The organism is Sphaerochaeta pleomorpha str. Grapes (genome assembly GCF_000236685.1).
Taxonomy (GTDB): domain Bacteria; phylum Spirochaetota; class Spirochaetia; order Sphaerochaetales; family Sphaerochaetaceae; genus Sphaerochaeta; species Sphaerochaeta pleomorpha.
Window position 1 is genome coordinate 779,206 of sequence record NC_016633.1, and the last position, 15,358, is coordinate 794,563.

The 15,358-nt window shown below is 48.7% G+C and carries 9 protein-coding genes, 1 tRNA gene and 4 rRNA genes; all 14 read right to left on the reverse strand.

Features of this window, described 5'->3' with window-relative positions; all coding sequences use genetic code 11:
• Positions 1-68: 68 nt before the first annotated feature.
• Positions 69-734 carry an amino acid ABC transporter permease gene (locus SPIGRAPES_RS03530; protein ID WP_014269404.1) on the reverse strand — a complete coding sequence of 222 codons (666 nt, stop codon included), beginning with the start codon at positions 732-734 and terminating at the stop codon, positions 69-71.
• Between the two features lie 2 nt (positions 735-736).
• Complete coding sequence (locus SPIGRAPES_RS03535; protein ID WP_014269405.1) at positions 737-1,390, reverse strand: amino acid ABC transporter permease; 654 nt, start codon at positions 1,388-1,390, stop codon at positions 737-739.
• A gap of 68 nt (positions 1,391-1,458) precedes the next feature.
• Positions 1,459-2,262 carry a transporter substrate-binding domain-containing protein gene (locus SPIGRAPES_RS03540; RefSeq protein ID WP_014269406.1) on the reverse strand — a complete coding sequence of 268 codons (804 nt, stop codon included), beginning with the start codon at positions 2,260-2,262 and terminating at the stop codon, positions 1,459-1,461.
• Between the two features lie 77 nt (positions 2,263-2,339).
• Positions 2,340-3,089: an amino acid ABC transporter ATP-binding protein gene (locus SPIGRAPES_RS03545; RefSeq protein WP_014269407.1), complete on the reverse strand. Its 750-nt coding sequence runs from the start codon at positions 3,087-3,089 to the stop codon at positions 2,340-2,342.
• Positions 3,090-3,753: 664 nt separating this feature from the next.
• Positions 3,754-4,665, reverse strand: a complete 912-nt coding sequence (locus tag SPIGRAPES_RS03550) for an ABC transporter permease (protein WP_014269408.1) — start codon at positions 4,663-4,665, stop codon at positions 3,754-3,756.
• Positions 4,662-5,714 (reverse strand): ABC transporter permease, encoded by a 1,053-nt coding sequence (locus SPIGRAPES_RS03555; protein WP_014269409.1) that lies wholly within the window; start codon positions 5,712-5,714, stop codon positions 4,662-4,664. The genes SPIGRAPES_RS03550 and SPIGRAPES_RS03555 overlap by 4 nt, the downstream gene beginning before the upstream one ends.
• Positions 5,711-7,234, reverse strand: a complete 1,524-nt coding sequence (locus tag SPIGRAPES_RS03560) for an ABC transporter ATP-binding protein (protein WP_014269410.1) — start codon at positions 7,232-7,234, stop codon at positions 5,711-5,713. The genes SPIGRAPES_RS03555 and SPIGRAPES_RS03560 overlap by 4 nt, the downstream gene beginning before the upstream one ends.
• Positions 7,235-7,346: 112 nt before the next feature.
• Positions 7,347-8,372 (reverse strand): BMP family protein, encoded by a 1,026-nt coding sequence (locus SPIGRAPES_RS03565; protein ID WP_014269411.1) that lies wholly within the window; start codon positions 8,370-8,372, stop codon positions 7,347-7,349.
• A gap of 422 nt (positions 8,373-8,794) precedes the next feature.
• Entirely contained in the window at positions 8,795-9,523 is a 729-nt protein-coding gene (locus SPIGRAPES_RS03570) for a sulfite exporter TauE/SafE family protein (protein ID WP_014269412.1), read from the reverse strand.
• A 141-nt stretch (positions 9,524-9,664) separates the two neighbouring features.
• Positions 9,665-9,778 (reverse strand): 5S ribosomal RNA (gene rrf, locus SPIGRAPES_RS03575).
• A 117-nt stretch (positions 9,779-9,895) separates the two neighbouring features.
• A 5S ribosomal RNA gene (gene rrf, locus SPIGRAPES_RS03580) occupies positions 9,896-10,009 on the reverse strand.
• Between the two features lie 78 nt (positions 10,010-10,087).
• Positions 10,088-13,029, reverse strand: a 23S ribosomal RNA gene (locus SPIGRAPES_RS03585).
• Positions 13,030-13,084: 55 nt separating this feature from the next.
• Positions 13,085-13,158, reverse strand: a tRNA-Ala gene (locus tag SPIGRAPES_RS03590).
• 153 nt (positions 13,159-13,311) lie between these two features.
• Positions 13,312-14,852: ribosomal RNA gene (locus tag SPIGRAPES_RS03595) — 16S ribosomal RNA — on the reverse strand.
• The 16S, 23S and 5S rRNA genes sit together here with 1 tRNA gene alongside, the layout of an rRNA operon.
• Positions 14,853-15,358: the final 506 nt, after the last annotated feature.

The following is a 15,358-nucleotide window of genomic DNA, read 5'->3' on the forward strand; positions in this document are numbered from 1 at the left end:
TCTTCATCGGCTGGAGGACTCCTTATAGATACCTAGTATCTACCATACAGGGACAAGGTTAGTCAATATCAGAACTTGATTCTTCGCGATACAGCAAGTACCGAGACATTCACGCAGTAATATAGCAAAGCTACAATTAGATAAAGGACTATTACCTGACTCGAATATTTGAATTTCCCCATTATAATTGTTGCATTCATCATAAGTTCGGAAATGCCAACCACTTGGCAAAACGACGTGTCCTTGAGACAGGTGACAAATTGGCCCATCATTGGAACAAGGATTTTTTTAATCGCCTGAGGAAGAATTATATGAACCATCGTCTGTGTGAAACCAAACCCTTGGCTTGCAGCGGCCTCCCACTGGCCCTTTGGAATGCTATTGAGTCCTCCTCTGAGAATTTCCGCTACCATGGCACTGGTGAAGACTGTCATTGCAAGGATTGCAGAAACCACAGGCTTGAAAGCAATTTTCATTCCGAACACATACGAGGGCAAAATCAAGCGAAAGCTAAGGATGAAGAGCAATAACGGAATGTTCCTCACTGAATCAATATAGATTGCAGCCAGTTTTCCGATGAGTTTTTTACTGGAAAATCTGGCAATTCCAAGCAAAGATCCGAAGAAGAAGCTCAAAATAATAGAAACCAAAGCGATCAGAAGGGTCATACCAAGACCCTTGGCAAGGAAAAGCAACACTTCCCCAGTTGAAAATGGAGTAAAAAAATCTATCATGGTTACCTCGCTTTCCTTTCCATTTTCTGGACAGTCTTGCTCAACGGAAGACAGATTGAAAGATAAAGCAGCCCGGTGACAATGAAGGTTGGACCATAGACTGACGTATCGCTTGACCAAGAGTCCGCCCGGTACATTAATTCACCTCCAGCGATCAAAGCCATTACAGAGGAGTTCTTGATCAAGTTGACTGCTTGGTTGGCCATAGGTGGCAACGCTATTTTCATGGCCTGCGGCAAAACGACAAGGACCATTGTCTGCAGATATCCGAATCCTTGGCTCAAGGAAGCTTCGGTCTGTTCATGGGGCACTGCCTTGATGGCTGCCTCGATGATAGCTGCCCCGAAGGCCCCGGTATAGAGTGACAAACCGATACATCCGACTTCAAAGGGATTGAGTACAAGATTGAAACGGGGAAGCACGTTGTACAGGAAAAAAATCTGGACGACCAAGGGGGTATTTTGGAAACCACTCATATAGCCTTTCGCAACTTTGCGTAAAGCTTTGTTATGGAAGCAGCGAACAAGCCCAACGGCAAAACTGATTACCAAGGTCAAAGCGAGGGCAATTAAGGAAACTCCTAATGTTATCCCAAAACCTTGTAGAAAAACAGGAAAATCAGCAAACAACTGTTTCCACATCCATACTTTGAACATCTACGCCCCTTTTACCAGACAGATAGCCCCTCCCCGGAATACCGGGGAAGAGCGCAAATCATCGTTTCTTATTTCAAGCCCCACTTCACGAGGAGGGAATCCAATTCACCACTTTTCGACAGTTCGTCAATCGTTCCGTTTACGGCATCAAGCAATGCAGTATTACCCTTCTTCACGGCCATACCATAATCTTGTTTCGCAAAACGCTCGTCCAAAAGCTTACATGAATCCTCGAGATATCCATTGAGGATTGCGAAATCAACACTAAAGGCGTCTACACGTCCACTATCGAGGGCAACCTTGATTTCAGGATACGTGGCATATTCACTATACTTGAGTGAAATTCCCGCTTCCTTTGCACCTGCATCCAAACTTTTCTTTGTTGTTGCACTCTGTGCTACCCCGATTGTTTTCCCATCAAGGGCTTTGAAAAGTGTAAAAGGGGAATCTTTCTTTACCATAATTGCAACAGCATCCACATAATAAATGGTCGAAAAATCCCAACTGTTCTTTCGCTCCTCGGTAACGGTAAACGTTGCAGCTACAAGGTCAAGCTCACCCGTATCGAGCAAGGGACCACGGGTCTTTGCAGTAACAGCAGTGAATTCAATAGCATTCTCATCGCCAAATATATGCTTTGCGACAGCCTTTGCAAGGTCGATTTCAAATCCTTCGATTTCCCCTGTGTTGATATTTTTATATCCGAAAGAAGGGACATCGACCTTACACCCTACACTAAGCTTTCCCTTGGCTTTCAATTTCGCCAATGGGTCATCCGAGTTTTCCTTTGAGCCATTTGCAAACAGAACAGCAACAGAACAGGCCAAAATCAAAGCCAAACCGGTAATTCTTTTCATTGAGCACTTCTTCATACGTATATCTCCCCTATTTCCCATCTCTGGGCAGTCTACAAGTCAACCTACATTGACTTAGAAATGCAATTCCATTTTCAAGCGCTCTTGAGAATCTTCGACAAGAACTGGCGGGTACGCTCATTCTTTGGAGAATTGAATACTTGCTGGGGTGTACCATCCTCGGTGATGTGGCCTGCATCGAGGAAAAGTACCCTGTCCGCAATGCTACTTGCAAATCCCATTTCATGGGTCACAACTACCATAGTTATACCTTCCTGATGAGCCACTTTCTGCATAATATCCAACACCTCGCTAATCATCTCAGGATCGAGGGCACTCGTTGGTTCATCAAATAGCAACACTTTCGGATTCATACAGAGCGCCCTGGCAATAGCCACCCTCTGCTGTTGCCCACCTGATAACTGTGAGGGATAACTGGTTGCTTTCTCACTCAACCCAACCTGGGACAGGTGCATCATTGCTAGTTTTTCTACATCTTTTCGCTTCTCTTTTTTTAAGTTAACCGGGGCAAGACAAAGATTATCCAAGACTGTCATATGTGGATAGAGATTAAATTGTTGGAATACCATTCCAATACCTTGGCGAATTTTACAAAGTTCCCTACGACTTTTCCCGGTCAGTTGCTGACCATCCACAAAGACAGTACCTTTCTGTGGCGTTTCGAATAAATTAATACATCTCAACAAAGTGCTTTTACCGCCCCCTGAAGGTCCGATGATGACAGTCTTTGAGCCTTCCGCCAGCGATAGATCGATGTGTTCGAGCACTTGTAAATCCCCAAAGCTCATGCATACATCCGTAAGTCTGATAATTGGCTCTGCCATATTCTATTCCCTCCAAAAATAAAAAACGGAGTCGAAGCAACGCATTTTGCGCTACTGACTCCGTTGTCATTATTTGATTCTTATACATAATATTGCAATTTTATGCAATAGGATTGCATAATCCCTAGATTATATTCCCAGTAGAATGTAGTAAAAGAGAATAAATCTCTGTCATATCGGCTCATCTGGTCATCAGGCTGTTACCTTTTCACACTATCTTTGAAAAATGTAACGATGCTTGGAAACCGAGATGAATACTTACACGTTAACCTGGGATCTGGTGTTACACGCTTGCGAGTAAACCTCCTACCATCATGTACATCCAATACAGCAGAGAGACAGAAAACAAGAAAATGAGGCATCGCATACCCAGATACCATGACAAGGAAAAAGTGACTGCCTTTTAACTTCGGTACGAATATTCATGCAAAGCAATATTTTCTGTATCGCTTTGCTGTCATACAAGAACCAGATGAAAGGGAAACTTAACAGAAACAGCCCTTTACAACAGGGGCCAACATTACTGTTATTGTGCATACCATTCATACTTTTTCAGGTTTTTCCTGGAATACGTGCTTTATCTGCCGGGAACCAATTATTTCTTTTTGAGTTCCTACTCAAAAAATATGCTCTCATCTAGAAAACCACCAGATGAGAGATAAAATTAGTTTTCCTTGTTATATGGGGTGCCGAGTTTTGCGGGTACATTGAACGATTTTCTACTTACTGTAAGGAATATTGTCAAAATATACGGAAGGGCAATAAACAACTCATTGGGCAAAAAGGTTCCACTGCTCGACTGCATATATATTGCCACAGCCTCAGCAAGACCAAATACCAAGGTTCCGACAAATGCTCCGATCGGGTTCCAGTTCCCCAAGAAACAGATTGCAAAGGCAATCCAACCACGTCCTCCAATAATGGAAGTAGTAAACATCCCAAGGTACCCTATCGAATAGAATGAGCCTGCAATGCCTCCCATGGCCCCAGAAAACAATACTGCCAAAAAACGAACCCTATTCACGTTTATACCAGCAACATCAACAGCCTCAGGATTCTCTCCGGCTGACCGTAACGTCAACCCCAAAGAAGTCCTATATAGCACAAAGAAAGAAAAAGGTACTATCAGGTACATCAGATATGTCAGAATATTCTGGGAGAAAAAGACAGGCCCAAGCACTGGAATCTTCGAGAGTAAGGGGAGTTTGATAATCTGGAGAGGCTGAACTGTAAGGGGAGTCAGCGGAACACCAAAGATAACCCTCTGCAGGAAAGAACACAGTCCAAGCACAAGAATATTGATAGCCGTACCGGTTACTATCTGGTGTTGTTTCAGTGTAACGGTAATCCAGCCGTATACGGCCGAGACCAATATCCCAGCTGCCATGGCCGCCAATAGTCCGAGAAAAAGACTCTTTGTAAGGAAGGCACAGACAAAACCTGCCCAAGCACCCATGAGAAAGATTCCTTCAATTGCCGTCACCATCATGCCTGTTCGTTCCGCGAACACCTCAGAGAGGGAACCATACAAAAGAGGTGTACTCATCATCAAAGCTCTGGCTAAAAGATTTATCATTGCTCACCCCCTTTCTGTAGCAAGCGTTTCTCACGCCGGATCTCCATCTCATTGCGCACAAAGAATGCAATGATTACAAAAACCATCACAAATCCCTGCATCAAGTTAATGATGCTCGAGGGAATGCCGGATCTCTGGCCCATTATGGTGCCGCCAACTTCAAGTGCGCCGAAAAGCACAGAGGCAAAAATAATACCTATCGGATTTGCATTTGCCAGGATAGCAATACCTATACCTACCGAGCCTATATCAGGATTGAACCCCTGCAAGAGCATATGTTGAACCCCGTTCACTTCAGTAAACCCAGCCAGAGCAGCCAAGGCTCCACTGATAAAGAAAGCAACAACATACAGCCTGTCGGGCTTTATACCGCTCATTCTGGCAGCTTCCGAATTGAACCCTACTACCCTGATCCTATAACCGAGTTCGGTTTTGTATAATAAAACCCAAATAGCAATGGCGACCAAAACAGCGAAAACAAAACCTGCATGAAGCCGGGTACCCTTCACAAGGACGGGAAGCCAAACAGCCTTTGCCAAAGAGTCAGTCTGAGGATATTCACCTTTGGCTTCTTTTAAAACAGTACGGAGCAAATAATTCATAATAGCAAGAGCTACATACGTAGACATCATACTTACCAAGAACTCATTTGCTTTTCTTTTGGCTTTTACCAGACCGATCAAGGAACCCCAAAGACCTCCTGCCAAAAATACGGCAAGGGCAACAACGGGAAGAGCCATTTTGGAAGGAAGGGCCAGAGATAACGCAACTGACACAATTGCACCGATATAGAATTGGCCCTGTGCCCCGATATTGAAAAGGTTCGCTTTATAGGTAAACGCGAAGGCAAGTGCCGTGAAAATAAGCGGGGTAGCCTTTACAAAAATGTCCCCGATCGTATAACGGTCCCGAAACATCGAGGTAAATAAAACCTGAAAGGCCGAAATAGGATTCTTTCCCAGCAGGAGTATCATAAAGGCGCTTGCTATGAGGCCGAATACAATTGCAAGCAAATTGGTAACGAGCAAATCTCGCAGTTTTGCATTCATTTTGTACCCTCCCCTATCGAATATCCTGCCATAAGGAATCCAATATCATGCGTCGTCAATTCGTTCCGCTTGTAAATTCCTTGGATTTTTCCTTTATATAAGACAGCTATCCTATCGGAAAGGGCAAAAATCTCAGATAATTCGGTAGAAATAAGCAAAATACCTTTCCCCTTTGCACGTTCTTTCATAATTGTCCTATGGACATGATTTATTGCGCCTAGGTCAAGTCCCCTGGTCGGTTGATCATAGATTACAAGTCTGCTCCCATTGTAAACCTCCCTTGCCACAATAACTTTCTGCTGGTTCCCGCCTGAAAGACTCTTGGCAAGGGCTTCTGGACCTGGAGCTTTTACAGCATACTCCTCTATCATTGCAGCGGTATATTGCTGCAATTTCTTTGAATCCAGGAACCCGTGGCGGCGCCATTTTTTATCATAGCTATCTTTGAGCATCATGTTTTCGGCTAAGGTCATATCCATGACCATACCGAATCTCTGGCGGTCGGAGGGTACATAGCCAATGCCCAGGTTGATCCTAGAACGGATATCCAAGTGCGTAATTTCCTCATCTCCCAGAAAAACGGCACCCGAATTCGGTATCTGGGTACCACATATCGATTCACAGAGCTCTTGCTGTCCATTACCGCTAACGCCGGCAATTCCGAGCACTTCCCCCTCACTCAACGTGAAGGAAATATCTTGAAGGCTCGCTACCTCGCCTTTTTTCTGCAATGTCAGGTGATCTATTCGAAGGCATACCTTGGAAGTCTCTGTTGGTGCATCCAAGGGAACTTCAGGTGCCACAATTTCCTTATCCATCATCAGATAGGACAGTTCCCGCTCATTAGTATCTGATTTTTTCAAATCACCTAACACTTTCCCTTCCCGCATGACAATGATACGGTCGGCAACCTCCATCACTTCTTTCAATTTATGGGTGATAAAGATGACTGAATTCCCTGCTTTGATGAAAGTCCTGACAAAAACCATCAGATTTTCTACTTCCTGGGGGGTAAGTACTGCAGTGGGCTCATCCATGATAAGAAGATTGGCCTGTAGGTACAACGCTTTGATTATCTCAACTTTTTGTTGTTCGCCTACTGAAATGTCCCTGATAAGAGCTTTTGGATTGATGGCAAACCCGTATTTGGCTGCCAAATCAGCGACCATCTCTTCTTGTTCTTTCCAGCGTATCTTTCCATGGATACTACCAAGGATGATATTCTCGGTAACTGTATGGGCGGGGACCAAGGAAAAGTGTTGCTGGATCATCGATATGTTCAGAGCCATGGCATCCTTGGGAGATGCTATATGCTGTTCGATACCCTCTTTCAGGATTTGTCCCTCATCGGCCTTGTAGAGTCCATAGAGGATTTTCATACAAGTACTTTTTCCTGCGCCATTCTCTCCCAGCAACGCAAGGACTTCCCCTTTGTTGATAGTGAAGGAAACCTCTTTGTTTGCAATGACCTTGGAGAAATACTTGGTTATATCACGTAATTCGAAGAAGGGTGTTTCCATTGCCTTACCTTTTTTCGTTCTCAAAAGAACTTGATCAATACACGATGGATAGAAAGAAGACCAAAATCAGGCAGGGGTTTTACGCCCTGCCTGGATTGGTTTTTCTCCGACATTATTTGGATGCAAACATGGAAGCGAAATCGACTTCACCGTTTTTAGCTTTCTCAATACCGGCAGCGACACGTTTCTGGATATCGGCACTTACATTTTTAGTGTATACAGGGTAGAAGATTCCTTCTGCAATACCTGCCATATGTACTTTATTACCTTCAAGGGTTCCAGCCATATACTGCTTGATAGCCCATGAATAGAAGGTCTCGAAATCAAATACAATCGAGGCTACTACCGTATCAGGGGCAATGGTGGTCTGGTCGCCTGAGAAACCGATGTAGGTAATTCCTTTTTCACGGGAAGCCTGGATTGATCCAAGGCCTACTTGGTTGGCATAAACAAACATGACATCAGCGCCATTATCAATCATTGTTTCAGCCATCTGCTTGCCCAAAGCGACATCATCCCAGGAATTGGCATAGGCACGGGTTGCCTTGGCACCTGTGATTCCGCGGTCCTTTGCAAGCTGTACAGCTACTTTTTCATAGACATCGAGAAGCTTTTCCATTGCATCATTTGGAAAACCTCCAATCGTGGCAAACTGGCCTTTCTTGGTCACTTCACCTGCAATGAGGGAGGCTATATAACTTGCTTCATATTCTTTTGGAAAAATCGGAGCTACATTTGCTCCCTTTGCCATCATTCCGTTTACAACACAGAAAGTTGTATTGGGATAACTTGCAGCTACTTTGTTCGCGGCATCATCGAACTGGGTTCCAGCAGCCATGATCAAGTCATAACCACGTTCGGCATAGTTACGGAAGGTAGACTCATAATCAGGAGCCTGTACATTCTCGACATATTCCATATTAGTCCCCAAAGTCGTATTACTCTTGACCAGGCCTGCATAGTTGGTTGCATTCCAACTTTGGTCATTGATAGGTCCAGGAAGAACAAGAACCATCTTGTAATCTGCAGGGCCTTTCACTTTATTGCCCGCACTTGCCTCTGTCTCTTTCGCTCCACCTGCGAATACACTTGTTGCAACCAATACAGAAATCAGCAGAACACTCAGTACTTTCTTCATGAATTTCTCCTTATGACCAAGGTTTATACAAACCACGGTTTTTTGTATGAATAAACAGTACCTTACATGAGTTGACAGGTCAAGAATATACATTATCATGCAAAATTTTAGTGCTTTCTGCATTTTTTTTGACATCATTTGCGTGTATACGCATTACAATAATTGTCAATTAAAATTCTCACCAACCAGTATATTTCCTAATTCCTTTTAATTTATATCTTTATTTTTTTTCTTAATATTTTTATGATTCATAGTCATCCAAAAAACAAAAACTGTGTTTGTATCTAGTATTTATTTTTTAAAAGTTTTTTTTAAAACATCACCTTGGGTACAGTAATACATGTAACGATATGCGATTTGCAATTTTTCCTTGTAAACATTTTTTAACTATGCAAAAACAATGCCTTTTTTTTACCGGAAAGCTAAACCATCTCCCCTATCACAATCCAGAGACCTGACGCTCCGACAAAAAGGTATACGATTTTCTTGAGCATGGCTTCCGGTATTTTGTTGAATGACTTCAACCCCAGTACTGTACCAACGAGAATGGCCATCCATCCAAGGAATATGAGAGGAACATCAGTAAGGACCAAAGCCCCGTTGAGTACCCTTATTATGATACTTTCCAGATTGCAAAAGAAAAAATATGCCTGGATGGTGGCAAGATACTGCGTCTTATCCTGTACGGATGGCAACAGATAGAGCGCAACGGGTGGCCCCCCAATGCCAAACAAGCCATTTCCAAAACCGGCAAGGGTACCCATGAGCAATCCGTTGCGAACCCTGCTCTCGATTACTATCTTTTTCGAGAATACTGCGAAGAACAGGGAGATTGCAACTAACGTCAACCCAAGGATTATTTTCAGGTTGCCTGGTTCTACCTGAAGGCTGAATACCGTAACAAAGCCTGCTATCAAAATAGAGGGTATCAAGAGGGGAAATAACGTCTTCCATTGGATTTGCTTCCAATAGAGTACTGTCAGGTACCCAGTACTGGCCATTGCAATGATCTGGCAAAGGGTAACCGCAGTTGAGAAAGGAAAAAAAGAAGGAAGGAAAACCATGACGATAATAGGAAATCCAAATCCAATATTTGCTTGTAAAAAAGCACCGGCAAAAATTATGAGAAATAAATAAATGGCAATATTCATACAACCTCGATTTTGGACATTGTATCATGGTTTGCCTTTGTACAAGGAATCAAAACTGCCCAGAAACGACAAAAGCGCACCGAAGTGCGCTCCTGCAATATATGGACCTCACCCCACAGGGGGGAAAAGGGCAAAAAAAAGGCCCGGCGGCTACCTACTCTCCCACGGGCGAACCGCAGTACCATCGGCGTGAGAGCGCTTGACTTCCGTGTTCGGGATGGGAACGGGTATAACCACTCTGCTATGGCCACCGGGCCGGCCAACGCCTGGTAGCCTGAGCGGGGGGCTCGGGCGACCGGCCTTGGCGGTCCGAAAGGGACAAGGGACATATGCCGGGGGCGCAAACGCGCCCGGCAAAAGGGCAAAGAAAAGGCCCGGCGGCTACCTACTCTCCCACGGACGAACCGTAGTACCATCGGCGTGAGAGTGCTTGACTTCCGTGTTCGGGATGGGAACGGGTATATCCACTCTGCTATGGCCACCGGGCCGGCCAACGCCTGGTAGCCTGAGCATGGAGCTCGGGCGACCGGCCTTGGCGGTCCCGCGGGGGACTGGAACGATGATATGGTCAAGCCTCACGGATGATTAGTACCGGTCGGCTGAACGCATTGCTGCGCTTACACCTCCGGCCTATCGAACAGGTCATCTCCCTGTTTCCTTCAGCCCGCATCGAGTGCGGGGGGGATGTCTCATCTTGGGGAGGGCTTCCCGCTTAGATGCTTTCAGCGGTTATCCCTTCCGAACGTGGCTACCCAGCGGATGCCGTTGGCACGACAACTGGTACACCAGAGGTTCGTCCACTTCGGTCCTCTCGTACTAAAAGCAGAACCCCTCAGACATCCAACGCCCATGGCAGATAGGGACCGAACTGTCTCACGACGTTCTGAACCCAGCTCGCGTACCGCTTTAATTGGCGAACAGCCAAACCCTTGGGACCTGCTCCAGCCCCAGGATGCGATGAGCCGACATCGAGGTGCCAAACCTTGCCGTCGATATGAACTCTTGGGCAAGATCAGCCTGTTATCCCCGGAGTACCTTTTATCCGTTAAGTGACGGCGCTTCCACGCGCTACCGCCAGATCACTAAGACCTACTTTCGTACCTGCTCGGCTTGTTTGCCTCGCAGTCAAGCCACCTTGTGCCTTTACACTTGCCGGATGATTCCCAACCATCCTAAGGTGACCGTCGCGCGCCTCCGTTACTCTTTGGGAGGCGACCGCCCCAGTCAAACTTCCCGCCTGGCACTGTCCCCGGCCCGGATTACGGGTCGGGTTAGAAAATTGGAAAGGGAAGGGTGGTATTTCACCAGCGGCTCCGCACAGCCTGACGGCCATGCCTCGCGGCCTCCCACCTATCCTACACATCCCTGTCCAAGTCTCCATGCCAAGTTGAAGTAAAGGTTCACGGGGTCTTTCCGTCTAACCACGGGTACCAGGCATCTTCACCTGGACTTCAATTTCACCGGATTTCGCGTTGAGACAGCGCCCATATCGTTACACCATTCGTGCGGGTCGGAACTTACCCGACAAGGAATTTCGCTACCTTAGGACCGTTATAGTTACGGCCGCCGTTTACTGGGGCTTGGATTCGCTGCTTCGATCGCTCTGACAACTCCTCTTGACCTTCCAGCACCGGGCAGGTGTCAGTCCATATACTTCCCATTGCTGGTTCGCATGGACCTGTGTTTTTGGTAAACAGTCGCATGGGCCGTTTCACTGCAACCCCCTTACGGGGGCCATACTTATCCCGAAGTTACGTATGCATTTTGCCGAGTTCCTTAACGCGAATTCTTCCGTGCGCCTGCGCATTCTCAGCTCGCCCACCTGTGTCGGTTTATAGTACGGGCCCCCAGAGCCTAACCTTAGGGACTGTTTCTCGGCACGACGACTACGCGCACTTCGGCCTGCCTAGACAGGCCTCGCTCACGGCTCGCCTCGGCACCCGGATTTGCCTGGGTGCCTCGACGGCTCGCCGCTTCGACAGGGACTACCGTCGCCCTGCTGCGTTTCGCCCTATGCGTCGTCCCAATCGGAACTCTGGGAGGTGCTGGGATGTTGACCAGCTTCCCATCGACTACGGCTCTCGCCCTCGCCTTAGGGGCCGACTAACCCTTGGGTAGATTACCTTTACCCTGGAAACCTTAGGCTTTCGGCGGACGGGGATCTCACCCGTCTTTTCGTTACTCATGCCTGCATTCTCACTTCCGTCCCGTCCACGGGGGCTTCCGCCCCCGCTTCTTCCGTACACGGAATGCTCTCCTACCGACAGCATCTAGTGCTGTCCCGCGGCTTCGGTGGCGTGCTTAGCCCCGTTACATTATCGGCGCATGACTACTCGACCAGTGAGCTATTACGCACTCTTTGAAGGGGTTGCTGCTTCTGAGCCAACCTCCTGGCTGTCTGTGCAATCATACTTCCTTTCCCACTTGGCACGCCTTTGGGACCTTAGCCGGCGGTCTGGGCTGTTTCCCTCTTGACGACGGCCCTTATCAGTCGCCGTCTGACTGCTGCATATTGTATCGCGGTATTCGGAGTTTGGTTAAGCTCGGTACCCAGTGACGGGCCCTCACCTATCCAGTGCTCTACCTCCGCGACAGTCCCTGCAACGCTAGCCCTAAAGCTATTTCGGAGAGTACCAGCTATTTCCAAGTTTGTTTAGTCTTTCGCTCCGAGCCACAGCTCATCCCAACCCTTTTCAGCGGATTTAGGTTCGGCCCTCCACAGGATTTCACTCCTGCTTCAGCCTGGCCATGGCTAGATCACTTGGCTTCGGGTCTACCGCACGCGACTGAACGCCCTGTTCAGACTCGGTTTCCCTGCGGCTCCGGGACTCCTATCCCTTAACCTTGCCGCATACGGTAACTCGCAGGCTCATTCTACAAAAGGCACGCCATCACCCTTCCGGGCTTTGACCGCTTGTAGGTCCACGGTTTCAGGTTCTCTTTCACTCCCCTCCCGGGGTCCTTTTCACCTTTCCCTCACGGTACTATGCGCTATCGGTAGCTGCCGAGTATTTAGCCTTGGAGGGTGGTCCCCCCAGATTCCGGCAGGATTTCTCGTGTCCCGCCGTACTCAGGTTGCGCGGCCATGCAGCCGGAGGCGTTTCGCGTACGGGGCTTTCACCCGCTCTGGCCGGCCTTCCCAGGACCGTTCCGCTACGCTTCCGGTTTCTTACTGCACGGGGCAAAGCCCCCGCCGCACCCCTACAACCCCGCGCACCCGAAGGCACGCGGTTTGGGCTCCTCCCCGTTCGCTCGCCGCTACTGGGGGAATCTCGTTTGATTTCTACTCCCGCTGGTACTTAGATGGTTCACTCCCCAGCGTATACCGCGGACACGCTATTTTGTTCACGTGCCCGCGAATGTCATCAGGACATTCGGGTTACCCCATTCGGAAATCCGCGGATCAAAGGGTATTGGCCCCTCCCCGCGGCTTATCGCAGCTTATCGCGTCCTTCCTCGCCTGGCAGCTCCTAGGCATCCTCCGTGGACCCTAATTTCACTTGACCATATCATTCTTCCAATCCCTACGCTCAAACTGTCAATAATCGCTGTAAAACTCTCTGGAGGCAAGGGGATTCGAACCCCTGACCCTCGGCTTGCAAAGCCGATGCTCTAGCCAGCTGAGCTATGCCCCCGACGCACTTGGACAAAAGAGGGAGGGAAGGATTCGAAGATTTCGGCATGCGCACCCAAATGGGCGTCTTGTTCGCAGGATTTTCGCCTGCTGGCCAACGGCCTTGGATTGCGGTCCGCGGCTGTGAGGGCCTCGGACCTGCCTTTCTTTGTAGAAAGGAGGTGATCCAGCCGCACCTTCCGGTACGGCTACCTTGTTACGACTTCACCCCCCTCACCAGGCGTACCTTCGGAACCGCCCCCCCTTGCGGGTTGGGCTGGCGACTTCGGGTACCCCCGACTCGGATGGTGTGACGGGCGGTGTGTACAAGGCCCGGGAACGTATTCACCGCGCCATGCTGATGCGCGATTACTAGCGATTCCAACTTCATGGAGTCGAGTTGCAGACTCCAATCCGTACTGGGACCGGCTTTAAGCGATTCGCTCCGCCTCGCGGCCTCGCTGCGCTCTGTACCGGCCATTGTAGCACGTGTGTGGCCCAGGGCATAAGGGCCATGATGACTTGACGTCGTCCCCACCTTCCTCCGGTTTGTCACCGGCAGTTCCGCCTGAGTCCCCACCTTTACGTGGTGGTAACAGGCAGCAGGGGTTGCGCTCGTTGCGGGACTTAACCCAACACTTCACAGCACGAGCTGACGACAGCCATGCAGCACCTGTATACCGGCTGCAAGCAGCTATGCCCTTTCAGGCATATTCCGGTATATGTCAAGCCCTGGTAAGGTTTCTCGCGTACCATCGAATTAAACCACATGCTCCACCGCTTGTGCGGGCCCCCGTCAATTCCTTTGAGTTTCACCCTTGCGAGCATACTCCCCAGGCGGTACACTTAATGCGTTAGCTTCGGTACCGAGGGTCAACCCCCCGCCACCTGGTGTACATCGTTTACTGTGCGGACTACCAGGGTATCTAAACCTGTTTGCTCCCCGCACCTTCGCGTCTCAGCGTCAATACATGGCCAGATGCCTGCCTTCGCCATTGGTGTTCTTCCAGATATCTACAGATTTCACCCCTACACCTGGAATTCCGGCATCCCCTCCTGTATTCAAGCCCTGCAGTTTCCAGCGCGTCTCCCCGGTTGAGCCGGGGCCTTTCACGCCAGACTGGCAGGGCCGCCTGCACGCCCTTTACGCCCAATGATTCCGAACAACGCTCGCCCCCTACGTGTTACCGCGGCTGCTGGCACGTAGTTAGCCGGGGCTTATTCCGGGATTCACGTCATCCCGCGGCCATTACCTGCCACGGTTATTCCCCCTCCCGAAAAGAACTTTACAACCTCACGGCCTTCATCGTTCACGCGGCGTCGCTCCGTCAGGCTTTCGCCCATTGCGGAAGATCCTTAGCTGCTGCCTCCCGTAGGAGTCTGGACCGTGTCTCAGTTCCAATGTGGCCGATCACCCTCTCAGGCCGGCTACCCATCGTCGCCACGGTGGGCCTTTACCCCGCCGTCTAGCTAATGGGCCGCGGACTCATCCCCCGGCGGCGCCGAAGCGCCTTTCCCCGGGGCCCCCTGCGGGGCCCCGCTCGTATCCGGTATTATCCCAGGTTTCCCAAGGCTATCCCGGACCGGGGGGCAGATTGTCCACGTGTTACTCACCCGTCCGCCGCTCTAGGGGCCCGAAGGCCCTTGCCGCTCGACTTGCATGCTTAAAACGCGCCGCCAGCGTTCGTTCTGAGCCAGGATCAAACTCTCCGTCATAGGAATACGGGGCCGAAGCCCCGCAGCTATTACTTCGATAGTCTGCCCTGTCTTTTCTCGCAAACGAACGTAGCTTCTTTCATCTACTGTTCATCATTTCGAATTGACTGGGAAGCCCACTTGTGGTGCTTCCGCTTCTATCTTCGTTTCCTTCCCTTCGCTCGTTGTTTCATAAATCGTTAGCATGCCCGGCTTTACCGGTGCCTCTTGCTGTGCCTCATCCCTGAGGCGCTCGACCATCTTACGCGATTCCAGCCATTTTAGTCAAGTCCCTTTTGGAACTTTCCATATTTAGTCGGTTTCTAGTAGTGTTGGCCAACGAGAAGGAAGTCTACACCCAAAGTTAAATTCTGTCCAGCACTTTTTATAAAAAAGTGCAAATCAGAAGCCCAGAACGCATTTTAAAAAATCTTTCTCTATATATGAGAAAAAGATAAAAAATAATTTTTCTATAACTTCTCGTTGTGAAACCATTCCTTCAGCGTTATTCTTAAAGCACACGCAGG

Coding starts and splice junctions, on each gene's coding strand:
- SPIGRAPES_RS03530 (WP_014269404.1), bottom strand. CDS start 734: ATGATAGATTTTTTTACTCCATTTTCAACTGGGGAAGTGTTGCTTTTC.
- SPIGRAPES_RS03535 (WP_014269405.1), bottom strand. CDS start 1,390: ATGTTCAAAGTATGGATGTGGAAACAGTTGTTTGCTGATTTTCCTGTT.
- SPIGRAPES_RS03540 (WP_014269406.1), bottom strand. CDS start 2,262: ATGAAGAAGTGCTCAATGAAAAGAATTACCGGTTTGGCTTTGATTTTG.
- SPIGRAPES_RS03545 (WP_014269407.1), bottom strand. CDS start 3,089: ATGGCAGAGCCAATTATCAGACTTACGGATGTATGCATGAGCTTTGGG.
- SPIGRAPES_RS03550 (WP_014269408.1), bottom strand. CDS start 4,665: ATGATAAATCTTTTAGCCAGAGCTTTGATGATGAGTACACCTCTTTTG.
- SPIGRAPES_RS03555 (WP_014269409.1), bottom strand. CDS start 5,714: ATGAATGCAAAACTGCGAGATTTGCTCGTTACCAATTTGCTTGCAATT.
- SPIGRAPES_RS03560 (WP_014269410.1), bottom strand. CDS start 7,234: ATGGAAACACCCTTCTTCGAATTACGTGATATAACCAAGTATTTCTCC.
- SPIGRAPES_RS03565 (WP_014269411.1), bottom strand. CDS start 8,372: ATGAAGAAAGTACTGAGTGTTCTGCTGATTTCTGTATTGGTTGCAACA.
- SPIGRAPES_RS03570 (WP_014269412.1), bottom strand. CDS start 9,523: ATGAATATTGCCATTTATTTATTTCTCATAATTTTTGCCGGTGCTTTT.